Genomic DNA, 23,207 nt, shown 5'->3' with positions numbered 1-23,207 from the left:
GAATGTTTGTCCGGCGGCGTCCTACTCTCCCACATCCTCTCGGTTGCAGTACCATCGGCGCTGGCAGGCTTAACTTCCGGGTTCGGGATGGGACCGGGTGTTTCCCTGCCGCTATGGCCGCCGTAACTCTATGAACCCCTGTTCGGGCCGTCGGACCGGTGCCGCCCAGGTTCCGATTGCTCGGGCTGGTGGTGGGTGGTCCGTCCCTGGTGGGGGTTGGATCTTGTTAGTGGACGCGTGCGGTGTGTTGCCCCTGTTTGGAATCCACGTGTCAGGCACGTGTTGTTGGTGTGTGTTGGGGGTTTGTTGTGGCAAGTCTTCGGCCTATTAGTACCGGTCGGCTGGGCATTGCTGCTGTACACCTCCGGCCTATCAACCCAGTGTTCTGCTGGGGGCCTTAACCCACAAGGGGTGGGAAACCTCATCTTGAAACGTGCTTCCCGCTTAGATGCGTTCAGCGGTTATCACTTCCGAACGTAGCCAACCAGCCCTGCACCTGGCGGTACAACTGGCACACCAGAGGTTCGTCCATCCCGGTCCTCTCGTACTAGGGACAGCCTTTCTCAAGTTTCCTACGCGCGCGGCGGATAGGGACCGAACTGTCTCACGACGTTCTAAACCCAGCTCGCGTGCCGCTTTAATGGGCGAACAGCCCAACCCTTGGGACCTACTCCAGCCCCAGGATGCGACGAGCCGACATCGAGGTGCCAAACCATCCCGTCGATATGGACTCTTGGGGAAGATCAGCCTGTTATCCCCGGGGTACCTTTTATCCGTTGAGCGACGACCCTTCCACTCGGAGTCGCCGGATCACTAGTTCCGACTTTCGTCCCTGCTCGACATGTCTGTCTCACAGTCAAGCTCCCTTGTGCACTTACACTCGAAACCTGATTGCCAACCAGGCTGAGGGAACCTTTGAGCGCCTCCGTTACATTTTGGGAGGCAACCGCCCCAGTTAAACTACCCATCAGGCACTGTCCCTGAACCAGATCATGGCCCTAGGTTAGACATCTAGTACGACCAGAGTGGTATTTCAACGATGACTCCACCCCAACTGGCGTCGAGGTTTCACAGTCTCCCACCTATCCTACACAAGCCGAACCAAACACCAATGCCAAACTATAGTAAAGGTCCCGGGGTCTTTCCGTCCTGCCGCGCGTAACGAGCATCTTTACTCGTAGTGCAATTTCGCCGAGTCCATGGTTGAGACAGTAGGAAAGTCGTTACTCCATTCGTGCAGGTCGGAACTTACCCGACAAGGAATTTCGCTACCTTAGGATGGTTATAGTTACCACCGCCGTTTACTGGGGCTTAAATTCTGAGCTTCGACTTGCGTCTAACCCGTCCTCTTAACCTTCCAGCACCGGGCAGGAGTCAGTCCGTATACATCGTCTTGCAACTTCGCACGGACCTGTGTTTTTAGTAAACAGTCGCTTTCCCCTGGTCTCTGCGGCCCTTCCCGCTCACCCAGCAAGTGGGGTCACGTTCCGGGCCCCCCTTCTCCCGAAGTTACGGGGGCATTTTGCCGAGTTCCTTAACCATGGTTGTCTCGATCGCCTCGGTATTCTCTACCTGATCACCTGAGTCGGTTTCGGGTACGGGCGGCTCGTGGCTCGCTAGAGGTTTTTCTCGGCAGCATAGGATCACCCACTTCCCCCCTACGGGGTCGGCATCACATCTCAGACTCACCCACCAAAGGGCTGCGAACCGGATTTGCCTGGTCCACGTCCTACATGCTTACCCGCCGTCTACCATCGCGGCGGTTGGGCTACCTTCCTGCGTCACCCCATCGCTTGCCTACTACCGGGTCGGATCCCACGCTCCACACCAAGCTCTCACCCCGAAGGGATCGATACGAGGTGCTTCGGGTGGTTAGCATCACCGGGTTCAGCATGGGCGCCACTTCGCCGGTACGGGAATATCAACCCGTTGTCCATCGACTACGCCTGTCGGCCTCGCCTTAGGTCCCGACTTACCCAGGGCAGATTAGCTTGACCCTGGAACCCTTGATCAATCGGCGGAAGAGTTTCTCACTCTTCATTCGCTACTCATGCCTGCATTCTCACTCGTGTCACGTCCAGCCCTGGATCACTCCGGACCTTCACCCGTGACACGACGCTCCCCTACCCAACCGCACCCCTGAACCACCATCAAGTGATGGCTGGGGTTGATGTGCGATTGCCATGGCTTCGGCGGACGGCTTGAGCCCCGCTACATTGTCGGCGCGGAATCACTTGACCAGTGAGCTATTACGCACTCTTTCAAGGGTGGCTGCTTCCAAGCCAACCTCCTGGTTGTCACTGCGACTCCACATCCTTTTCCACTTAGCCGCCTCTTAGGGGCCTTAGCCGATGGTCTGGGCTGTTTCCCTCTCGACTACGAAGCTTATCCCCCGCAGTCTCACTGCCACGCTCTCACTTACCGGCATTCGGAGTTTGGCTAACGTCAGTAACCTGGTCGGGCCCATCGGCTATCCAGTGCTCTACCTCCGGCAAGAAACACGCAACGCTGCACCTAAATGCATTTCGGGGAGAACCAGCTATCACGGAGTTTGATTGGCCTTTCACCCCTATCCACAGGTCATCCCCTCCATTTTCAACTGAAGTGGGTTCGGTCCTCCACGCCGTCTTACCGGCGCTTCAACCTGCCCATGGATAGATCACTCCGCTTCGGGTCTAGAACACGCGACTCAAACGCCCTGTTCGGACTCGCTTTCGCTACGGCTTCCCCACACGGGTTAACCTCGCCACGTATCGCTAACTCGCAGGCTCATTCTTCAAAAGGCACGCCATCACCCTGTCACAGGCTTTGACGGATTGTAGGCACATGGTTTCAGGTACTATTTCACTCCCCGCCAGGGGTACTTTTCACCTTTCCCTCACGGTACTGGTCCGCTATCGGTCATCGAGGAGTATTTAGGCTTAACGGGTGGTCCCGCCAGATTCACACACCATTCCAGGAGTGGCGTGTTACTTGGGAAATGCTGAACACAGCCTCACACTGTCGTCTACGGGGCTATCACCCGCTACGGCACCGCTTTCCAACGGACTTCGACCTCGTCTGAGGTTTCTAACTGTGCGCCACCCCGGCAGAGACAGCAACAACACTCCCACAACCCCCAGACCGCAACGCCTGCCGGCTATCACACGACCTGGGTTTAGCCTCATCCGATTTCGCTCGCCACTACTCTCGGAATCACTTTTGTTTTCTCTTCCTGCGGGTACTGAGATGTTTCACTTCCCCGCGTTCCCTCCACACACCCTATTTCATTCAGGTGCAGGTAACACGACATGACTCGTGCTGGGTTTCCCCATTCGGACATCCCCGGATCAACGCTCGGTTGCCAACTCCCCAGGGCATATCGCAGGCTCCCACGTCCTTCATCGGCTCTCGATGCCAAGGCATCCACCATGTGCCCTTAACAACTTGCCCACAACAAACCACCAACACACACAAACACCACCCAAGCTCCTCCGAAAGAAGAAGCCTGGCCATGCCTGTCGTTTGGTGGACTCGAGTGGAACAAACCATTCAAGAGAACACACAAAACAATCAATTCAAACGAAACAACACACACCCAACGCCACTCACAACCGTGAGCTACGCGGGTGGATGCTCGCGTCCACTATCAAGAAGTCAAACAACCAGAAGCCAACCAGCACCAACACCCCAAGCAAACCCTCACGGGCCAGAAAGCTTGTTTGTGTGGATGCGGCGTCTGATGCCTCAGACACCCAACAGCGTGTCACACGTCCAGGACGAACATTGTCGCCCAGCAATACGATTGCGTTCCACTAGCAGACACCCATGATGTCCAACCACCACTCAGCAGCTGGTAAGGGTGTGCTCCTTAGAAAGGAGGTGATCCAGCCGCACCTTCCGGTACGGCTACCTTGTTACGACTTCGTCCCAATCGCCAGCCCCACCTTCGACGGCTCCCCCCACAAGGGTTAGGCCACCGGCTTCGGGTGTTGCCGACTTTCGTGACGTGACGGGCGGTGTGTACAAGGCCCGGGAACGTATTCACCGCAGCGTTGCTGATCTGCGATTACTAGCGACTCCGACTTCATGGGGTCGAGTTGCAGACCCCAATCCGAACTGAGACCGGCTTTTTGGGATTCGCTCCCCCTCACGGGATCGCAGCCCTTTGTACCGGCCATTGTAGCATGCGTGAAGCCCTGGACATAAGGGGCATGATGACTTGACGTCATCCCCACCTTCCTCCGAGTTGACCCCGGCAGTCTCCCATGAGTCCCCGGCATTACCCGCTGGCAACATGGAACGAGGGTTGCGCTCGTTGCGGGACTTAACCCAACATCTCACGACACGAGCTGACGACAGCCATGCACCACCTGTACACCAGTATCAAAGAGACCCCCATCTCTGGGGGCTTCCGGTGTATGTCAAACCCAGGTAAGGTTCTTCGCGTTGCATCGAATTAATCCGCATGCTCCGCCGCTTGTGCGGGCCCCCGTCAATTCCTTTGAGTTTTAGCCTTGCGGCCGTACTCCCCAGGCGGGGCGCTTAATGCGTTAGCTACGGCACGGAATCCGTGGAAAGGACCCCACACCTAGCGCCCAACGTTTACGGTGTGGACTACCAGGGTATCTAATCCTGTTCGCTCCCCACACTTTCGCTCCTCAGCGTCAGGTAATGCCCAGAGAACCGCCTTCGCCACCGGTGTTCCTCCTGATATCTGCGCATTTCACCGCTACACCAGGAATTCCATTCTCCCCTGCATACCTCTAGTCTGCCCGTATCGGAAGCAAGCAACCAGTTAAGCTGGCTGTTTTCACTCCCGACGCGACAAACCGCCTACGAGCCCTTTACGCCCAATAATTCCGGACAACGCTCGGACCCTACGTATTACCGCGGCTGCTGGCACGTAGTTGGCCGGTCCTTCTTCTACCCCTACCGTCACTTGCGCTTCGTCGAGGTTGAAAGAGGTTTACAACCCGAAGGCCGTCATCCCTCACGCGGCGTTGCTGGATCAGGCTTCCGCCCATTGTCCAATATTCCCCACTGCTGCCTCCCGTAGGAGTCTGGGCCGTGTCTCAGTCCCAGTGTGGCCGGTCACCCTCTCAGGCCGGCTACCCGTCAAAGCCTTGGTGAGCCATTACCTCACCAACAAGCTGATAGGCCGCGAGCACATCCTGGACCGAAAAAACTTTCCACCACCATCACATGCATGAAGTGGTCATATCCGGTATTAATCACCGTTTCCGGTGGCTATCCCAGAGTCCAGGGCAGATTACTCACGTGTTACTCACCCGTTCGCCGCTCGAGTACCCCCGAAGGAGCCTTTCCGCTCGACTTGCATGTGTTAAGCACGCCGCCAGCGTTCGTCCTGAGCCAGGATCAAACTCTCCATAAGAAAATCAATCCCAACAAAGAAACTGCTGACAATAAAGTCACAGAATCATTCATTGACAAGTCACATCCACAGAACAACCAACCCCGAAGAGCCAGCCGATCCGCCAATGCATACACAAACGTCACAATCGAATCTATGCATGACACACTGTTGAGTTCTCAAACATCACACGCATCCGCGCTTCGGACCCTGTCCGGGCCTTCGGTCGCGGGGCAACCTGTGAAACGTTAGTGGTTCGCATCCTGGCCGTCAACTCCGGCGAACCGGAGCTTCGGACCGGGGTCCGAACCACGTCCCGGGCATGACGAAGACCCCCGTTGTTGGGCCCTTGGCCCGGAGGTTTTCGCCGCGTTCCCCGCGACGAGAAGAACATTAACAGCACATGTCCCTCCCGTTGCAAATCGGGGTCCCCCTCAGCGCGAGGAGCGGGCCTCCTGGACGCGTTTGCGCAGGTCAGCGAGCTGCTCGGCCACCCGGACGGGAGCGGTGCCCCCACGACCGGAGCGCGACGCGACCGATCCCTCGACCGTCAGGACGGTGCGCACCTCGGGGGTCAGGTTCTCGGAGATGGCCGCGAACTGCTCGTCGCTGAGCTCGTCGAGCTCGATGCCCAGCTCCTCGCACCGGCGCACGCAGGTGCCGGCGAGCTCGTGGGCCACCCGGAACGGGACCCCCTGGCGCACCAGCCACTCCGCGATGTCGGTGGCGAGCGAGAAGCCCTGCGGGGCGAGCTCGCCGAGCCGGTCGGTGTCGAACACCAGGGTCGCCACCTGCCCGGTGAACGCGGGCAGCAGCACCTCGAGGGTGTCGACGGAGTCGAACACCGGCTCCTTGTCCTCCTGCAGGTCGCGGTTGTAGGCGAGCGGGAGGGCCTTGAGGGTCGTGAGCAACCCGGTCAGGTTGCCGACGAGCCGTCCCGCCTTGCCGCGGGCCAGCTCGGAGATGTCGGGGTTCTTCTTCTGCGGCATGATGCTCGACCCCGTCGACCAGGAGTCGTGCAGCGTCACGAAGCCGAACTCCTTCGTCGCCCAGAGGATGACCTCCTCGGCGATCCGGCTGACGTCGATGCCGGTCTGTGCGGCGACAAACGCGAACTCGGCGACGAAGTCGCGCGAGGCGGTGCCGTCGATGGAGTTCGCGGTGGAACCGGTGAACCCCAGCTCCCGGGCGACCAGCTCCGGGTCGAGCCCCAGACTCTGCCCGGCCAGCGCTCCCGAGCCGTACGGCGAGTCGCCGGCGACCCGGCGGCGCCAGTCGGCGAACCGCTCGACGTCGCGCAGCAGCGCCCACGCGTGGGCGAGCAGGTGGTGCGAGAGCAGCACCGGCTGTGCGTGCTGCAGGTGCGTGCGGCCCGGCATGATCGCCGGTCCCCCGTCGACGGACGTGAGGTGCTGCTCGGCCTGGGTCGCGAGCGCGTCGACGAGGTCGAGCACCAGCCCGCTGACGACGGACTCGTGGTCGAGCAGGTAGCAGCGGAAGAGCGTCGCGATCTGGTCGTTGCGGGACCGACCGGCACGCAGCTTGCCGCCGACGTCGGGGCCCACCTCCTCGATCAGCAGCCGCTCGAGCGCGCCGTGGACGTCCTCGTCGGACGGGTCCGGCTGGAGGGTGCCGTCGGAGAAGCGTTGCGCCAGCGCGTCGAGGCCGCGGTGCAGCTCGGCCTCCTCCTCGGTGGTGAGCAGGCCGGCCGCACCGAGGGCCTTGGCGTGCGCGTGCGAGCCGGCGATGTCGTAGAGGCCCAGGCGCCAGTCGAAGTGGGTCGAGCGGGACAGCGCGTCGAGCTCCGGCGAGGGACCGCCGGCGAAGCGCCCGCCCCAGAGCTTGCCGCCCTGCGTCTGGCCGGTGGTGTCGGGCTGGTTGTCGGTGTCGGTCATGACAGTCCTCCCCGGACGTGCGCGATGGCCGCCCGCATCTGGTCGATCAGGCGCGGGTCGACCGCGCGTCCGTCGTCGTGCAGCTCCTCGGGCGTCCACCAGCGTGCGTCGAAGATCGACTGCGACTCCAGGTGGTCGAGCCCGGCGAAGCTGATCGGGGTCTCCTCCACCGCGACGGCGAAGAGGGTCGACTCATTGACGTACGAGCGACCGTTCCAGGAGAACTCCACCTCGAAGGTCCCGAACGGGTCGCCCAGCGCCGCCGGGTCGACCTCGATGCCGGTCTCCTCGCGCAGCTCACGGACCCCGGCGTGCGCCAGCGGCTCCCCCGGGTCCGCGGCGCCGCCGACGGTGAACCAGTACTGCACGTCGGGCACCGCGGGGTCGCAGCCGAGCAGCAGGAGGACCCGGTCCTCCGCGCTGACCGGCAGCACCCGGGCGACCGTGCGGCGGGTGGGTTCTCCCGGAAGCCCCGTCGTCATCAGTCGGTGCCGATCTCCATCGCCACGTCCTCGAGGATGGCCTCGCTCTCGTCGCCGCCGTTGGGGTTGGCGGTGATCTGGTCGTAGCCACCGGGCGGCAGCTCACCGAAGAGCGTGCCGTTCTCGACGAGCACGGTGCCCTGGTCGAGCGGCTGGCCGGCGTACATCTCGAGCTTGGCGCGGCTGTCGGCGATGTCGAGGTTGCGCATGGTCAGCTGGCCGATCCGGTCGGTCGGGCCGAAGGCCGCGTTCTCGACGCGCTCCATCGACAGCTTCTCCGGGTGGTAGGAGAAGCTCGGGCCCTCGCTCTTCAGGATCGTGTAGTCGTCGCCACGGCGCAGCCGCAGAGTGACGGTGCCGGTGACCAGCGAGGCGATCCAGCGCTGGATGGACTCACGGATCATCAGCGCCTGCGGGTCGAGCCAGCGGCCCTCGTAGAGCAGGCGGCCGAGCTTGCGGCCCTCGTTGTGGTACTGCGCGACGGTGTCCTCGTTGTGGATCGCGTTGACCAGCCGCTCGTAGGCCGCGAACAGCAGCGCCATGCCAGGCGCCTCGTAGATGCCGCGGGACTTGGCCTCGATGATGCGGTTCTCGATCTGGTCGGACATGCCCAGGCCGTGGCGGCCGCCGATGGCGTTCGCCTCGAGCACGAGGGCGACCGGGTCGTCGTAGCGCTGGCCGTTGATCGCGACCGGGCGGCCGGCCTCGAAGGTGATCGCGACGTCCTCGGTCTCGATGGCGACCGAGGGGTCCCAGAACTTCACGCCCATGATCGGCTCGACGACCTCGAGCGAGACGTCGAGGTGCTCGAGCACCTTGGCCTCGTGGGTCGCGCCCCAGATGTTGGCGTCGGTGGAGTAGGCCTTCTCGGTGGAGTCGCGGTACGGCAGGCCGTGCTCGACGAGCCACTCGCTCATCTCGTGCCGCCCGCCGAGCTCCTCCACGAACGCCGCGTCGAGCCAGGGCTTGTAGATGCGCAGCTCCGGGTTCGCCATGAGGCCGTAGCGGTAGAACCGCTCGATGTCGTTGCCCTTGTAGGTCGAGCCGTCGCCCCAGATGTTGACGCCGTCGGCCTGCATCGCGCGCACGAGCATGGTGCCGGTGACGGCGCGGCCCAGGGGCGTGGTGTTGAAGTAGGCCTTGCCGCCGGAGCGGATGTGGAAGGCGCCGCACGCGAGCGCGGCCAGGCCCTCCTCGACCAGCTGCGGCTTGATGTCGACGGCGCGGGCGATCTCGGCGCCGTACTGCTTCGCCCGCTCGGGGACCCCGGCGATGTCGGGCTCGTCGGGCTGGCCGATGTCGGCGGTGTAGGTGCACGGGATCGCACCCTTGTCGCGCATCCACGCGACGGCGACAGAGGTGTCGAGGCCGCCGGAGAAGGCGATGCCGACGCGCTCGCCCACGGGCAGGGAGGTCAGGACCTTGCTCAACTTTCGTTCCTTTCGGCAAGGGAGGTGAATCGGTGGGCCAGGGCGTCTCCCCCGGCGGGGTCACGGCCGATGACGAGCACGGTGTCGTCTCCGGCGATGGTCCCGAGGACGTCGGCGATCTCGACCTTGTCGATCGCGCTGGCGAGGAACTGGGCGGCGCCCGGCGGGGTGCGCAGGACGACGAGGTTGGCGCTCGACTCGGCGCTGACGAGCAGCTCCGAGCAGAGCCGGCCGAGGCGCTGCTGGGACGCGGGGCTCTCCCCCAGCACCGGGGCGCGCGGGGTCCGGTCGCCGCCCTCGGCGGGGACGGCGTAGACGAGTGCGCCGCTGGCGGCGCGGACCTTGACCGCGTCGAGCTCGACGAGGTCGCGGCTCAGGGTGGCCTGGGTGACGTGCACGCCACGCTGCCCGAGCAGGTCGGACAGCTCGGGCTGGGAGCGCACCTCGTTGCTCTCCAGCAGCTCGACGATGAGCGCCTGGCGGGCGTTCTTCGTCAGCGGGGTCAGGGCGTGCTCGCTCACGTCAGCCGGTCTTCCCGGGCTGGCCGACGTGGGCCTGGAGCCAGGCCATCACGGCCTTCTGGGCGTGCCGTCGGTTCTCGGCCTCGTCCCACACGACGCTCTGCGGTCCGTCGATCACCGCGGCGGCGATCTCGGAGCCGCGGTAGGCGGGCAGGCAGTGCATGACGACGGCGTCCGGCCGCGCCTGCGCGACGAGGTCCTCGGTGACGGCGTACGGGCTGAAGACCTCGCGGCGGGCGGCCGCCTCGTCCTCCTTGCCCATCGACACCCAGGTGTCGGTCACGACGACGTCGACGCCCTCGACCGCGGCAGCCGGGTCGGTGGTGACGGCGACGCTGCCGCCGGTGGCGGCGCCGAGGGCCGAGGCCTGCTCGAGCACCCCGGCGTCCGGGGCGTAGCCCTCGGGGCAGCCGAAGCGGACGTGCATCCCCGCGGTGACGCCGGCCAGCGCCCACGAGTTGCCCATGTTGCAGGCCGCGTCGCCGAGGAAGGCGACGGTGAGGCCGGCGAGGCCGCCCTTGTGCTCCTGGACCGTCAGCAGGTCGGCGAGCAGCTGGCACGGGTGGAACTCGTCGGTGAGCGCGTTGATGACCGGCACGCCGGACATCGTCGCCATCTCCTCGAGGTCGGACTGGGCGTAGGTGCGCCACACGACCTGCGAGGCCTGCCGACCCAGCACCCGGGCGACGTCGGCCACCGACTCACGCTTGCCGATGCCGGCCAGCGCGCCGTCGACCAGCATCGGGTTGCCGCCGAGCTCGGCGATACCCGCGGCGAAGGATGCCTGGGTGCGCAGGGTCGGCTTGTCGAAGACCATGGCGACGGTGCGCGGACCGGCTAGCGGCTTGTGGTCGTAGGGCTGGGCCTTGAGCTTCGCGGCGAGGGCGAGGACCTCCGCCTGCTCGGCCGGGGTGAGGTCGTCGTCGCGCAGGAAGGAGCGGATCATGCCGCACCCCCGTCCACGGCCACGCCGGCGGCGTCGAGGATGGCGGGCCAGGCGGCACCGAAGGCGTCGATGTCCGCGTCGGTGAGCACCAGCGGCGGGGCGAAGCGGATCCGCTCAGGAGTCGCGGCGTTGATGATGAAGCCCGCGTCCTGCGCGGCGGTCACCACCTCGGCGGCCTTCGGCTGAGCGAGGGTGAGCCCGACGAGGAGACCGGCCCCCCGCGTCTCCACGACCCGCGGGTCGGCCGCGGCGGCGGCCTTCAACCGCACGCCGGCCTCGGTCACCCGACCCAGGAAGCCCTCCTCGCCCACGACGTCGAGCACGGCGAGGGCGGCCGCGGACGCGACCGGGTTGCCACCGAAGGTCGTGCCGTGGTTGCCGGGGTCGAAGAGCTTGCCCGAACCGCCCGTGGCGATGCAGGCACCGATCGGGATGCCGCCGGCGAGGCCCTTGGCGAGGGTCACCACGTCCGGCACGACCGTGCCGGAGACCAGGTCGGGGTGCTGGTGGGCGAACCAGGCCCCGGTGCGGCCGATGCCGGTCTGCACCTCGTCGAGCCACAGCAGTGCGCCGTGCTCGTGGGCGATGCGCTGGGCGGAGGGCAGGTAGTCGCGCGGCGGCACGATGACGCCCGCCTCGCCCTGGACCGGCTCGACGATGACGGCGGCAGTCGCGTCGTCGACGGCGGCCTCGAGGGCGGCCACGTCGCCGTACTCGACGAAGGTGACGTCACCGGGCAGCGGCTCGAAGGGCTCGCGGTAGGCCTGCTTGGAGGTGAGCGCGAGCGCCCCCATGGTCCGGCCGTGGAAGGAGCCGGTGGTCGCGACGACCTTCGTCCGGCCGGTGCGGCGGGTGAGCTTGAGGGCGGCCTCGTTGGCCTCGGTGCCGGAGTTGGTGAAGAAGACCCGGCCGTCGGTGCCGAGCAGGGTGACCAGCCGCTCGGCCAGGGCGACCTGCGGAGCGCTGGCGAAGAAGTTCGAGATGTGGCCGAGCGTCTGCAGCTGCGTGGTCACCGCCTCGACCAGCCGCGGGTGGGCGTGGCCGAGCGCGTTGACGGCGATGCCGCCGAGCAGGTCGACGTACTCGCGGCCGTCGACGTCCCACACGTGGGCGCCCTCGCCGCGGGCCAGCACGAGCTTCGGCGGGCCGAAGGTGTTCATCAGGGCACCGGCGTACCGCTCGGTCCAGTCTGTCGTGGTGGTCACTTGACGTCCTCCCGGGCCTTGCGCGTCTTGGTGGTCACGCCGGGCAGCACCTGCGTGCCGACGCCCTCGTCGGTGAAGAGCTCCAGCAGCACGGCGTGCTCCTGGCGGCCGTCGACGACGGTGGCACGGGCGACGCCACCGCGCACGGCCTGCAGGCAGGCGCTCATCTTCGGGATCATGCCGCTGGCGAGGGTCGGGAGGATCTCCTCGAGCGCCTCGGGGCTGATCTCGCCGATGACCTCCTCGGGGTCCGGCCAGTCGAGGTAGAGGCCCTCGACGTCAGTGAGCACGAGCAGCTTCTCCGCGCCGAGCGCGACCGCGAGGGCCGCCGCGGCGGAGTCGGCGTTGACGTTGTGCACGACGCCGTCGACGTCGGGCGCCACGCTGGAGACGACCGGCACCCGGCCTGCCTCGATCAGGTCGAGGACCGACTCGGGCCGGACCTGGGCGACCTCGCCGACGAGGCCGAGGTCGACCTCCTCGCCGTCCACGACCGTGCCGGTCGGCTCGGCGGTGAACAGCCGCGCGTCCTCGCCGGAGAGGCCGACGGCCAGCGGGCCGTGCTCGTTGATGAGGCCGACGAGCTCGCGCTGCACCTGGCCGACGAGCACCATCCGGACCACGTCCATCGCCTCGGGGGTGGTGACCCGCAGGCCGCCGCGGAACTCGGACTCGATGCCGAGCCGGTCGAGCATCTGCGAGATCTGCGGTCCACCGCCGTGGACGACGACCGGGCGGAACCCGGCGAAGCGGAGGAAGGCGATGTCCTCGGCGAAGGCGCGCTTGAGCCGGTCGTCGGTCATCGCGTTGCCGCCGTACTTCACCACGACGATCTTGCCGTGGTAGGCCTTCAGCCAGGGCAGGGCTCCGGCGAGCGTCGCGGCCTTGTAGGGGTCGGGCTTGCCGGGCTGGTTCATCTTCTCCTCGGTCATGACGAGTAGGCGCTGTTCTCGTGGACGTAGGCGTGGGTGAGGTCGTTGGTCCACACCGTCGCCTCGGCGTCGCCGGCCTTGAGGTCGATGGTCACCGTGACCTGCCGGCCGGAGAGGTCGACGAGCGAGGGGTCCTCGGCCGGTGTGCTGTTGCGGCACACCCACACGCCGTTCATCGCGACGTCGAGGTCGGCCGGGTCGAACGCCGCCTGCGTGGTGCCGATGGAGGCCAGGACGCGGCCCCAGTTGGGGTCCTTGCCGAAGACGGCGGCCTTGAAGAGGTTGCTCCGGGCGACGCTGCGGCCCACCTCGACCGCCTCGTCCTCGCTCGCGGCGTTGACCGTGGTGATCGAGATCTCGTGGTCGGCACCCTCGGCGTCGGCGAGCAGCTGCTTGGCCAGCGAGGTGCAGACCTCGGTGAGCGCGGCGGTGAACTGCTCGGCCGTCGGCGTGACGCCGGAGGCCCCGCTCGCCATGAGGGTGACGGTGTCGTTGGTGGACTGGCAGCCGTCGGAGTCCAGCCGGTCGAAGCTGACCCGGGTCGCGGCGCGCAGGGCCGTGTCCAGCTCGGCGGCCGGTACGACGGCGTCGGTGGTGATGACCACCAGCATGGTCGCCAGCGCAGGGGCGAGCATGCCGGCCCCCTTGGCCATCCCGCCGATCGACCAGCCGGAGCCGTCCGGTGCCTCGACGACGACCTGCTTGCTGACGGTGTCGGTGGTCATGATCGCCTCGGCGGCAGCCTGGCCGCCCTGGGGCGAGAGCTGTGCGTGCAGCGTGTGCACGCCGTCGAGCAGGGTCTGCCGGTCGTTGGTGAGGCCGATCAGGCCGGTGGAGCAGACGACGACGTCGCCAGCACCGATGCCGAGGACCTTGCCGACCTCCTCGGCGACCTGGTGGGTGGTGAGGAAGCCCTCCGGGCCGGTGTAGCAGTTGGCGCCGCCGGAGTTGAGGACGACGGCGCGCACGACGCCGTCCTTGACGACCTGCTCGCTCCACAGCACCGGGTTGGCCTTGCAGCGGTTGCTGGTGAAGACCGAGGCGGAGTCGAAGGTGGGGCCCTGGTTGACGACGAGGGCGAAGTCCTTGCCGCCACTGGCCTTGAGGCCGATGGCGGCGCCGGCGGCGACGAAGCCGGCGGGATGGGTGACGCTCATGGTTCGACTTTCTCGTGGGTGAGCCCGCGGCGGTTTGGGGGCGCGCGGGGCTCGGGTCTCAGACGGGGACGGCGGGGGCGACGGTGTGCCCCGATCGTCGCCACGCCTCCTCGGCCCGGTCGGCCTGGCCGGTGGGCACGAGGACCCAGTCGGTGTCGAAGGTGGAGATCACGAAGACCGGGATCGCGTCCTCGGCGAGCGGCGCCAGCAGGCCGGCGAGGATGCCCGGGGTCTTCAGGTCGAGGGTCCCGGTGACGGTGAACGCGGTCAGCGGCTTCTCGTGCCGCGCCTTCTTCGGCACGTTGCGCCCGGCGCACACCAGGGACGTCTCGGTGGCGGTCGCGGTGATCGAGAAGATCGAGGACGACTCGGCCCAGGCCGGCACCGCGGCACCCGGCGCGAGCCGGACGACGGCGAGGGTCTCGGGGTAGCGGGCGATCTCGAAGGTCTCGGGCGTCTCGGCGCTGTCGTTGGTCACGTCGCTCACGGTGCCAGTCCCACGGTGCTCAGGCCAGTGGTCTCGTCGAGACCGAGGGCGAGGTTCATGCACTGCACGGCGGCGCCGGCAGTGCCCTTGGCGAGGTTGTCGACGGCGCCGACGGCGACCAGCCGGCCGGCGGCCTCGTCGACCGTGACCTGGAGGTGGACCGCGTTCGAGCCGAGCACGGACTGGGTCTGCGGCCACTGGCCGGCGGGCAGCACGTGCACGAAGGGCTCGTCGGCGTACGCCGCCGCGTAGGTCTCGTAGGCCTCCTCGGCCGTGACCGGGCGGGCCAGCGGAGCCGAGCAGGTGGCGAGGATGCCGCGCGGCATCGGCACCAGCAGCGGCGTGAAGCTGACCTTCACCGAGGCCGGGCCACCGTCGGTGAGCCGGCCGAGGTTCTGGGTGATCTCGGGCGTGTGCCGGTGGACTCCCCCGACGCCGTAGGCGCTGGCGTTGCCCATGACCTCGCTGCCGAGCAGGTGGGGCTTCGCCGCCTTGCCGGCGCCGCTGGTGCCGGAGGCCGCCACGACGACGACGTCGGTCACGACCAGGCCGGAGGCGACCGCGGGAGCCAGGGTCAGCGAGGAGACGGTCGGGTAGCAGCCGGGGACGGCGACCCGCTTCGCGCCGCGCAGGGCGTCCCGGTTGCCGGGGAGCTCGGGCAGGCCGTAGGGCCAGGTGCCGGCGTGCGGGCTGCCGTAGAACTGCTCCCAGGCCGCGGCGTCGTCGAGCCGGTAGTCGGCGCCGCAGTCGATGACCACGACGCCTGCGTCGCGCGCCGACAGCTCGGCGGCGAGCGCGCCGGACTGGCCGTGCGGCAGGCCGAGGAAGACCACGTCGTGGCCGGCGAGCACGTCGGCCGTGGTGGGCTCGAGGACCCGGTCGGCCAGCGGGAGCAGGTACGGCTGGAGCGCGCCGAGGCGCTCCCCCGCATTGCTCGCAGCGGTCAGCGCACCGATCTCGACACCCGGGTGACCCAGCAGCAGCCGCAGCACCTCGCCGCCGGCGTACCCGCTGGCACCGGCGACCGCGACCCGAACCTTGCTCATGTGCATGAACATACAGGATGCTGCATGTTCTTGTGCAACCGACCCGCCGGTCAGGTCCGCTGGACCGCGCCGACCCGCTCCACCGCGGCGGCCACGGCGGCGTCGCGCGCCGCGCTGATCTCCGCGTCCGTGAGCGTCCGGTCGGGCGCCCGGAAGCGCAGCGCGAACGCCAGCGACTTGCGGCCCTCGCCGATCTGCTCACCGGTGTAGACGTCGAAGAGGCGCACCGACTCGAGCAGCTCCCCCGCGCCCTCGCGCAGCGCAGCCTCGACCTCGGCGACGGTCACCGACGCGTCGACGACCAGCGCGACGTCCTCCTTGGCGACCGGCATCGTGGAGAAGACCGGCCCGGGCGTGACGTCGACCGCGGCGGCCATGAGCGCATCGAGGTCGACCTCGACGGCGGCGCTGCGGGCGGGCAGCCCGAAGGCCTTGCACACGCTCGGGTGCAGCTCGCCGGCGTGGCCGATGACGACCTCGTCGATCGAGACGACCGCGCATCGGCCCGGGTGCCACGGCATCCGGGCGGCGTTGGCGACCTGGATCCGGACGCCGAGCTCGTCGGCGAGGCGGCGGACCACGGCGAGCGCATCGGTCCAGCCGGCGTCGGCGCCCTCGCCCCACCAGCCGGCACGCGAGCGCTCGCCGGCGAGGACGACGGCGAGGTGCAGCGGCTGCACGGGCAGCGCCTCGAGCAGCTTCTCCAGCTCGGCGTCGGAGGGACGCGTGTGCACGCCGTAGATCGGGGCCGGACCGTTCTCGGAGGGGAACGCGACCGTGCCGGTCTCGAAGAGGGAGACCCCGGGGGCGCCGCGGCTGACGTTGCGACCGGCCGCCTCGAGCAGGCCGGGCAGCAGCGTCGTCGTGTACGACGGCTCCTCGCTCGACAGCGGGTTGGCCAGGCCGACCGTGGAGCGCAGCGGGTCGTCGGCCGGCAGCCCGAGCCGGTCGAAGGTGGCCTCACCGACGAACGGGAAGCTGACCACCTCGACGCAACCGGCGCCGGCGAGGGTGCGGCCGATGCGGCGGCGCAGCCGCTGCGCCCGGGTCAGGCCGCGGCCGGTGGCGCGGCGCGGGAGGACGCTCGGGACCTGGTCGTAGCCGACGATCCGGACGACCTCCTCGACCAGGTCGTAGGGGTCGTTGACGTCCGGGCGCCAGGTCGGCGGGACGACCTCGAGCGAGCCGTCGCCCGACTCGGTGACCGCGGCGCCGATGGCGCGCAGGCTCTCGACGGTGGTCACCGCGGAGATGTCGATGCCGCTCAGCCGTGCCGGCAGGTCCGGCTCGAAGGAGATGGTCGGACGCTCGGGGGCGGTGCCGACCAGGGTGAACCCGGGCTCGGCGGTGGCACCGCCGTGCTCGACCATCAGCTCGACCACGCGGTCGGCCGCGGCGCCGGGCAGCAGCGGGTCGACGCCGCGCTCGTTGCGCTTGCCCGCCTCGGAGGTGAGCTTGTGGCGCTTGCCGGTGCGGAACATCGACACGGCGTCCCAGTGCGCCGCCTCGACCAGCACGCGGGTGGTCGTGTCCGACATCTCGGTGGTGGCCCCGCCCATGACGCCGGCCAGGCCGATCGGGCCGGAGTCGTCGGCGATCACGAGGTCCTCGGTCGACAGGTCGCGCACGGCGTCGTCGAGCGTGGTGAGCTTCTCGCCCTCCCGGGCGCGGCGGACCCGCAGCGCGCCGGCGACCTTGTCGGCGTCGTACCCGTGGATCGGCTGGCCGAGCTCGAGCATCACGTAGTTGGTGATGTCGACGGCGAGCGAGATCGAGCGCATGCCGGCCTGCTCGACGCGGCGCTTCATGAAGTCCGGCGTCGGGCGGGTCGGGTCGAAGCCGCTGACGAGGCGGGCGGCGAACACGGGGCAGCCGGCCGGGTCCTCGACCTCGACCTGCCACGCCCGGCCGTCCACCTCGGGGAGCGAGCGCTCGGCCGGGTCGGTGAAGGGCGCCCCGAAGCCCAGCGCGGCCTCGCGGGCGACGCCGCGCAGGGAGAGCGCGTAGGCGCGGTCGGGGTTGATCTCGAACTCGATGACCTCGTCGTCGAGGCCGAGCAGCTCGAAGACGTCGTCGCCGGGCTCACCGGCGTCGGGCGGCAGCACGATGATGCCGTCGTGGTCGTCGCCGAGCCCGAGCTCGCGGGCCGAGCAGATCATGCCGGCCGAGAGGTGGCCGTAGGTCTTGCGCGCGGAGATCTCGAAGCCCCCGGGCAGCACGCCACCCGGCAGCACGACCACGACGAGGTCGCCGGGGCCGAAGTTGTGCGCGCCGCAGACGATGCCCTGCGGCTCGCCCGTGCCGTTGGCGTCACCGACGTCGACGGTGCACCAGTTGATGACCTTGCCGTTCTTCTGCGGCTCCTTGTCCTGGGTGAGGACGCGGCCGATGACGAGCGGGCCCGTGATGTCGGCGGAGTGGATGGCCTCGAGCTTGAGCCCGAGCGCGGTGAGCCGGTCGGTGAGGACCTCGGTGGTGACGTCGGCGGGCAGGTCGACGAGCTCCCGGATCCAGGAGACAGGGGCCTTCATGGTCTACAGCTCGCTTCCGAATGCCGTGGTGAAGCGCACGTCGCCCTCGAAGAGGGTGCGCAGGTCCTCGAGGCCGTGCCGGAACATGAGGGTCCGGTCGATGCCCATGCCGAACGCGAAGCCGGAGTAGCGGCTCGAGTCGACGCCGCAGGCCTGGAGCACGCGCGGGTTGACGATGCCGCAGCCGCCCCACTCGATCCAGCCCTCGCCCCGGCAGGTGCGGCAGGTCTCGCCCTCGTCGTTGACCTGGCTGCCGCGGCACACGAAGCAGACCAGGTCGACCTCGGCCGACGGCTCGGTGAACGGGAAGTACGACGGACGGAAGCGCGTCGTGATGCCCTCGCCGAACATCTGGGTGGCGAAGTGGTCGAGCGTGCCCTTGAGGTGAGCCATCGAGATGCCCTCGTCGATGGCCAGGCCCTCGACCTGGTGGAACATCGGCGAGTGGGTGGCGTCGTACTCGTCGGTGCGGAAGACGCGTCCCGGGCACACGACGTAGATCGGCGGCGTGCGGGTGAGCATGGTGCGCGCCTGGACCGGGCTGGTGTGCGTGCGCAGCACGACGTGGTTGTCGGCCGGCTCGGTCCAGAACGTGTCCTGCATGGTGCGGGCCGGGTGGTCCGGGCCGAGGTTGAGCGCGTCGAAGTTGAGCCACTCGGCCTCGATGACCGGGCCCTCGGCGACCTCCCAGCCCATCGCGACGAAGATGTCGGCGATCAGCTCCGACCCGGTGGTCAGGGGGTGCCGGGCACCGACCGGGTCGCGGTCGGTCGGCAAGGTGACGTCGACGGCCTCCTCGACGAGGATGCGGGCCTCGTTCTCGGCCTCCAGCTCGACCTGCCGGGCCGCGAGCGCCTTGTTGACGGCGCCGCGGGCCTGGCCGACGCGCTGGCCGGCCTCCTTGCGGGCCTGGGGCGGCAGCGCACCGATCTCCCGGTTGGCCAGGGCCAGCGGGGAGCGGTCGCCGGCGTGCTCGCTGCGCACCGCCTTGAGCTGCTCCAGGTCGGCGGCAGCGGCGATCGCGGCCAGTGCGGCGTCGCGCGCGGCCTCCACCTCGGCAGGGCTCACGGCGGCGACCTCCACGGGGTCGTAGTCAGTGTTCGGGCCAGACATCGTGCGGCAAGTCTAGGAACCAGCGGGCGCCGGCGACGAACCGGTATTCACCCGCGGACCGCGGAAGACCCTCAGGAGCCGATCTCGTCGGCGACCGCCGTGAGCCGCGCCACGGCCGACGAACTCATCGGGCCACCTCCGCGACGACCGGCCACGCGGTCACGACCCGGGCACCTCCGCCGGGCCGGTCGTCGACGGTGACCACGCCGCCGTGGGCCTTCACCAGCCCGTTGACGATGTAGAGGCCCAGCCCCGAGCCGCCGCGCTTGCCGGCGGTCCAGAACTTCGTGAAGACCCGCTTGCGCAGCTCGACGGGGATGCCGTCGCCCTCGTCGGTGACGGTGACGGCGGCGAAGGAGGGATCCTCCGCCCACGGCCCGACGTGGATGCGCACCGTGCCGTCGCCGTGGCGCACGGCGTTCTCGACGACGTTGGTGAGCACCTGCATCACCTTGTCGGGGTCGGCGTCGACCGACGGCACGTCGTCGTCGACGTGCAGCTCGAGCGGGGTGGACGTGGCGTGGGTGATGGAGTCGTGGACCCGGGTCGCCTTGAGCACCAGGTCGGTGGGCCTGCGGTGCAGCTGCAACCGACCGGTGTCGATCCGCGCGACGTCGAGCAGCTCGGCGATCAGCCGGCTGAGCCGCTCCGCGTCCGCGCTGGCGGTGGTGAGCATCAGCTTCTTCTGCTCGTCGTTGAGCTTGTCCCACCGGTTCAGCAGTGCGTTGACGAAGCCCTTGACCCCGGTGAGCGGCGAACGGAGCTCGTGGGCGAGGGTGGCGACGAGGTCGGAGCGCTCGCGGTCGAGACGGGCCCGACCCCGGCCCGAGCGCAGCGAGACCGCCACCGCGGTCACCGGACCGATGGGCCGGTCCCGGTGCAGCCGGGCGGTGACCAGGACCTCGGTGCCGTCGGGGAGCAGCCACGCCTGCTCCGGCACCGCCTTGACCGTCGGCAGCCCGTCGTACGGCGTGTTCGCGTCGGTCCACGCCCGTGCCTCGTGGTCGGTGAGTGCCAGCACGTCATCGAGCTTGCGTCCGACGGCGTCGGGCGGCGCGACGTCCAGCATCCCGGCGGCGACCGCGTTGATCGCGGTCACGCAACCGTCGGCGTCGGCGACGACGACGCCGTCGGGCAGCAGGTCGAGGGGCTCGGTCACCCCGCCATCATGGCGCGGGCGCTGGCATAGAGACAGACCGCCGCGGCGGTCGCGAGGTTCAGCGACTCGGCGCGGCCCGCGATCGGGATGCTCACCCGGTGGTCGGCGAGGGCGGCGAGCTCGTCCGGCAGGCCCCACGCCTCGTTGCCGAACAGCCACGCCGTGGGCCGGGCCAGGAGCTCGTCGGCGGAGAACAGGTCGACCTCTCCCCCACCGTCGGCGGCGAGGACGGTCAGGCCGGCCTCCCTGGCCGCACGCACGGCGGCAGCGGGGTCGCGCTCGAGCGCCACCGGCAGGTGGAAGGCGCTGCCGACGGAGGCGCGGATCGTCTTGGGGTTGTAGAGGTCGACGGCATCGCCGGCGAGCACCACGCCTGCCGCGCCGGCGGCGTCGGCGGTACGGATGACGGTGCCGGCGTTGCCGGGGTCGCGCACGTCGGCGCAGAGCGCGACGAGGCGACCGTCGAGCGCCCCGGCGAGGGGCACGTCGAGGAAGTCGCAGACCGCGACGACGCCGGCCGGGTTCACGCTGTCGCTGAGCCCGGCCATCGCCCGGTCGTCGACGAGCGTGACGGGCACGCCGCCGAGCAAGGCGGCGTGCTGCTGCGCGGCGGCGGGCGTGGCGAAGACCTCGCGGACGCGGCCGGGGGTGGCGAGGGCACCTTCGATCGCCTTCGGTCCGTCAGCAAGGAAGCACCGCCGCTCGGAACGAACCGAGCGGCGGTGCAATTTCCGTGCTTCCTTGACCCTGGCGTTGCCGCCGGTCAGGGGCGCGGTCACGTCAGGTCGCGATCAGGCGGAGGCCTTGTCGGACTCGCGGGGCGCGTTGACGTCCTCCGGCAGCGCGGCCTTCGCCTGCGCCACGAGCGCCGAGAAGGCAGCGGGCTCGTTGACGGCCAGGTCGGCGAGGATCTTGCGGTCGACCTCGACGCCCGCCAGGTTCAGGCCCTGGATGAAGCGGTTGTAGGTCATGCCCTCGGCGCGAGCGGCAGCGTTGATGCGCTGGATCCACAGGCGGCGGAAGTTGCCCTTGTTCTTCTTGCGGTCGTTGTAGCTGTAGACCAGCGAGTGGGTGACCTGCTCCTTCGCCTTGCGGTACAGGCGGGAGCGCTGGCCGCGGTAACCGCTGGCCCGCTCGAGGGTGGTACGACGCTTCTTCGCCGCGTTCACTGCGCGCTTGACGCGTGCCATGTCTTAGCTCCTTGTGGTTCTGGCTCGGTTCGGACGCGGGGCCTCAGAGGCCGAGCATCTTCTTCGCGCGCGGGACGTCGTTCTTCGCGACCTCGACGGTGCCGGTCAGGCGACGGGTCACCTTCGAGGCCTTCTTCTCGAGGTTGTGGCGCTTCCCGGCCTTCTCACGAAGGATCTTGCCGCTGCCGGTCACCTTGAACCGCTTGCTGGCGCCGGAGTGCGTCTTGTTCTTGGGCATCTGTGTGTCCGCTCTGTCTCGGGTGCTTCGTCTTACAGGTCGATGTCGGGGTCGAGCGCGTCGTTGGCCCGCTTCGCCTTCTTCGTGTTCGAAGGCTGGGTGGCGGTCCGCTCCGCGCGCTCCTCGGCCTGCTCGGCAGCTCGCTCCGCGGCCGCCTCCTGCTTGGCGGCCTTGACCTCCGCCTTGGCCTCGGCCTTCTTCTTGTGCGGGCCCAGCACCATGATCATGTTGCGCCCGTCCTGCTTCGGGTTGGACTCGACGAAGCCCAGCTCCTGGACGTCCTCGGCCAGCTTCTGCAGCAACCGGAAGCCCAGCTCGGGGCGGTGCTGCTCGCGGCCGCGGAACATGATGGTGATCTTGACCTTGTCGCCGGCCTTGAGGAAGCGAACGACGTGACCCTTCTTGGTCTCGTAGTCGTGCGCGTCGATCTTGGGCCGGAGCTTCATCTCCTTGATGACGACGTTGGTCTGGTTCCGTCGTGCCTCACGGGCCTTCTGGGCGTTCTCGTACTTGAACTTCCCGTAGTCCATGAGCTTGCAGACAGGGGGCTTCCCCATCGGGGCGATCTCCACCAGGTCCAGGTCGGCCTCCTGCGCGAGCTTGAGTGCCTGGTCGGTGGGGACGATGCCGACGGTCTCGCCGTTGGGTCCCACGAGACGGACCTCGGGAACCCGGATCCTCTCGTTGATGCGCAGCTCGGTGCTGATGTGTCCTCCAAACTCGTTCGGTCGGGAGTCCTTCAGCCCTGCAAATGAGAAGAGGCTCCCGCTGGTGCAAGCGGAAGCCAGTCACGAGCCCCGTCGCCCCCGGACTGACGCCCAGGCGGGGCTCTCCATGGACCGGACCCGACGACCTGGCGGCCGCTGCGGGTGGGAGACGATGGTGCTGGTCCCCGCTTGTGGATTCGTCACGCCGAGGCATGACGAATCGGTCAACGCCAGATGTTACCCGAGTTGTTCCCCGCCGGGCGAATCGTCGGTGGCGGCGCCCAGCCAGCCCCACTCGCCGTCCTCGAGGCGGACCGGGCGCCAGCCGGCGGCGAGGCGGTGCAGGTCCTCCCCCGCGAGGACGAACCGGTGCGGGCCGGCCACGTCGACGACCAGGGCGTGCGCGCCCTCCTGGACGGCGGTGGCCGCAGCGAGCCGGGCCGCCACCGGCACCGGCCGGGCCTGCGGGTCCCACGCGGCGAGGCTGGCCAGGTCGGTGAAGGCGAGCAGCGCGAGCCGGCCGTCCGCACCGGTGAGCAGCACGGCCGCCATGTCGCTGGACTTGTCCCGGGCGAGCCCGTCCGGACCGGTCTCGACCTCGCCGAGCATCGCGACCACCGGGACCAGCAGCCGGGCACCCGCGAGCGCCCCGAGCACCTCCGGGTACGACGTCCGGCCGGCGTCGTACCCCTCGAGCGCCGTGGCGAGGGCGGGGTCGGCGGAGCCGTCGTCGTCGACGTACGCAGAGCCCTGGAGGCGCTTGGCGTCCGGGCGCGGCTGTCCCTCGGGCTTCGGCGGTTCGGTCACCGGCGGAT

The 23,207-nt window shown here is 68.4% G+C and carries 18 protein-coding genes and 3 rRNA genes; all 21 read right to left on the bottom strand.

The window, feature by feature from the left end:
- Window positions 1-8 precede the first annotated feature (8 nt).
- Window positions 9-125, bottom strand: a 5S ribosomal RNA gene (rrf, locus tag NOCJ54_RS0102555).
- Window positions 126-307: 182 nt separating this feature from the next.
- Window positions 308-3,432, bottom strand: a 23S ribosomal RNA gene (locus NOCJ54_RS0102550).
- A 422-nt stretch (window positions 3,433-3,854) separates the two neighbouring features.
- A 16S ribosomal RNA gene (locus NOCJ54_RS0102545) occupies window positions 3,855-5,374 on the bottom strand.
- Together the 16S, 23S and 5S rRNA genes form the textbook arrangement of a ribosomal RNA operon.
- 413 nt (window positions 5,375-5,787) lie before the next feature.
- The gene (argH, locus tag NOCJ54_RS0102540; RefSeq protein ID WP_028654219.1) at window positions 5,788-7,248 is read right to left on the bottom strand and encodes an argininosuccinate lyase; all 1,461 of its coding nucleotides are present in this window, start codon (window positions 7,246-7,248) and stop codon (window positions 5,788-5,790) included.
- Window positions 7,245-7,730 (bottom strand): NUDIX hydrolase, encoded by a 486-nt coding sequence (locus tag NOCJ54_RS0102535; RefSeq protein ID WP_028654218.1) that lies wholly within the window; start codon window positions 7,728-7,730, stop codon window positions 7,245-7,247. The genes argH and NOCJ54_RS0102535 overlap by 4 nt, the downstream gene beginning before the upstream one ends.
- Complete coding sequence (gene argG / locus NOCJ54_RS0102530) at window positions 7,730-9,160, bottom strand: argininosuccinate synthase (RefSeq protein WP_028654217.1); 1,431 nt, start codon at window positions 9,158-9,160, stop codon at window positions 7,730-7,732. Before argG ends, NOCJ54_RS0102535 begins: the two co-directional genes overlap by 1 nt.
- On the bottom strand, window positions 9,157-9,681 hold the full coding sequence (locus tag NOCJ54_RS0102525; protein WP_028654216.1) for an arginine repressor: 525 nt from the start codon (window positions 9,679-9,681) through the stop codon (window positions 9,157-9,159). Before NOCJ54_RS0102525 ends, argG begins: the two co-directional genes overlap by 4 nt.
- 1 nt (window position 9,682) lies before the next feature.
- Window positions 9,683-10,627 (bottom strand): ornithine carbamoyltransferase, encoded by a 945-nt coding sequence (gene argF, locus NOCJ54_RS0102520; protein WP_028654215.1) that lies wholly within the window; start codon window positions 10,625-10,627, stop codon window positions 9,683-9,685.
- The gene (locus NOCJ54_RS0102515; protein WP_084254877.1) at window positions 10,624-11,787 is read right to left on the bottom strand and encodes an acetylornithine transaminase; all 1,164 of its coding nucleotides are present in this window, start codon (window positions 11,785-11,787) and stop codon (window positions 10,624-10,626) included. Before NOCJ54_RS0102515 ends, argF begins: the two co-directional genes overlap by 4 nt.
- Window positions 11,788-11,828: 41 nt before the next feature.
- Entirely contained in the window at window positions 11,829-12,764 is a 936-nt protein-coding gene (gene argB, locus NOCJ54_RS0102510) for an acetylglutamate kinase (protein WP_028654213.1), read from the bottom strand.
- The gene (argJ, locus tag NOCJ54_RS0102505) at window positions 12,761-13,921 is read right to left on the bottom strand and encodes a bifunctional glutamate N-acetyltransferase/amino-acid acetyltransferase ArgJ (RefSeq protein ID WP_028654212.1); all 1,161 of its coding nucleotides are present in this window, start codon (window positions 13,919-13,921) and stop codon (window positions 12,761-12,763) included. The genes argB and argJ overlap by 4 nt, the downstream gene beginning before the upstream one ends.
- A 58-nt stretch (window positions 13,922-13,979) precedes the next feature.
- Complete coding sequence (locus NOCJ54_RS0102500) at window positions 13,980-14,399, bottom strand: ACT domain-containing protein (RefSeq protein ID WP_198020070.1); 420 nt, start codon at window positions 14,397-14,399, stop codon at window positions 13,980-13,982.
- Window positions 14,400-14,404: 5 nt separating this feature from the next.
- Window positions 14,405-15,460 carry an N-acetyl-gamma-glutamyl-phosphate reductase gene (gene argC, locus NOCJ54_RS0102495; RefSeq protein WP_028654210.1) on the bottom strand — a complete coding sequence of 352 codons (1,056 nt, stop codon included), beginning with the start codon at window positions 15,458-15,460 and terminating at the stop codon, window positions 14,405-14,407.
- A gap of 44 nt (window positions 15,461-15,504) precedes the next feature.
- Entirely contained in the window at window positions 15,505-17,985 is a 2,481-nt protein-coding gene (pheT, locus tag NOCJ54_RS0102490) for a phenylalanine--tRNA ligase subunit beta (protein ID WP_028654209.1), read from the bottom strand.
- A gap of 3 nt (window positions 17,986-17,988) precedes the next feature.
- Complete coding sequence (gene pheS, locus NOCJ54_RS0102485) at window positions 17,989-19,098, bottom strand: phenylalanine--tRNA ligase subunit alpha (RefSeq protein WP_028654208.1); 1,110 nt, start codon at window positions 19,096-19,098, stop codon at window positions 17,989-17,991.
- Between the two features lie 124 nt (window positions 19,099-19,222).
- Complete coding sequence (locus NOCJ54_RS23450) at window positions 19,223-20,257, bottom strand: sensor histidine kinase (RefSeq protein WP_036516538.1); 1,035 nt, start codon at window positions 20,255-20,257, stop codon at window positions 19,223-19,225.
- Complete coding sequence (locus tag NOCJ54_RS0102475; RefSeq protein ID WP_028654207.1) at window positions 20,254-21,036, bottom strand: TrmH family RNA methyltransferase; 783 nt, start codon at window positions 21,034-21,036, stop codon at window positions 20,254-20,256. Before NOCJ54_RS0102475 ends, NOCJ54_RS23450 begins: the two co-directional genes overlap by 4 nt.
- Window positions 21,037-21,048: 12 nt before the next feature.
- Window positions 21,049-21,447 (bottom strand): 50S ribosomal protein L20, encoded by a 399-nt coding sequence (gene rplT, locus NOCJ54_RS0102470; protein ID WP_028654206.1) that lies wholly within the window; start codon window positions 21,445-21,447, stop codon window positions 21,049-21,051.
- Between the two features lie 43 nt (window positions 21,448-21,490).
- Window positions 21,491-21,685 carry a 50S ribosomal protein L35 gene (rpmI, locus tag NOCJ54_RS0102465; protein ID WP_028654205.1) on the bottom strand — a complete coding sequence of 65 codons (195 nt, stop codon included), beginning with the start codon at window positions 21,683-21,685 and terminating at the stop codon, window positions 21,491-21,493.
- A gap of 32 nt (window positions 21,686-21,717) precedes the next feature.
- Window positions 21,718-22,338 (bottom strand): translation initiation factor IF-3, encoded by a 621-nt coding sequence (gene infC, locus NOCJ54_RS0102460; RefSeq protein ID WP_396954727.1) that lies wholly within the window; start codon window positions 22,336-22,338, stop codon window positions 21,718-21,720.
- 291 nt (window positions 22,339-22,629) lie between these two features.
- Window positions 22,630-23,199, bottom strand: a complete 570-nt coding sequence (locus NOCJ54_RS23445; protein ID WP_051485384.1) for an SseB family protein — start codon at window positions 23,197-23,199, stop codon at window positions 22,630-22,632.
- Window positions 23,200-23,207: the final 8 nt, after the last annotated feature.

The sequence above is a fragment of the Nocardioides sp. J54 genome (genome assembly GCF_000519005.1).
Lineage (GTDB): Bacteria > Actinomycetota > Actinomycetes > Propionibacteriales > Nocardioidaceae > Nocardioides.
Note: the sequence above shows the minus strand (reverse complement) of the source record. Positions and strands in the feature narration are given on the sequence as shown.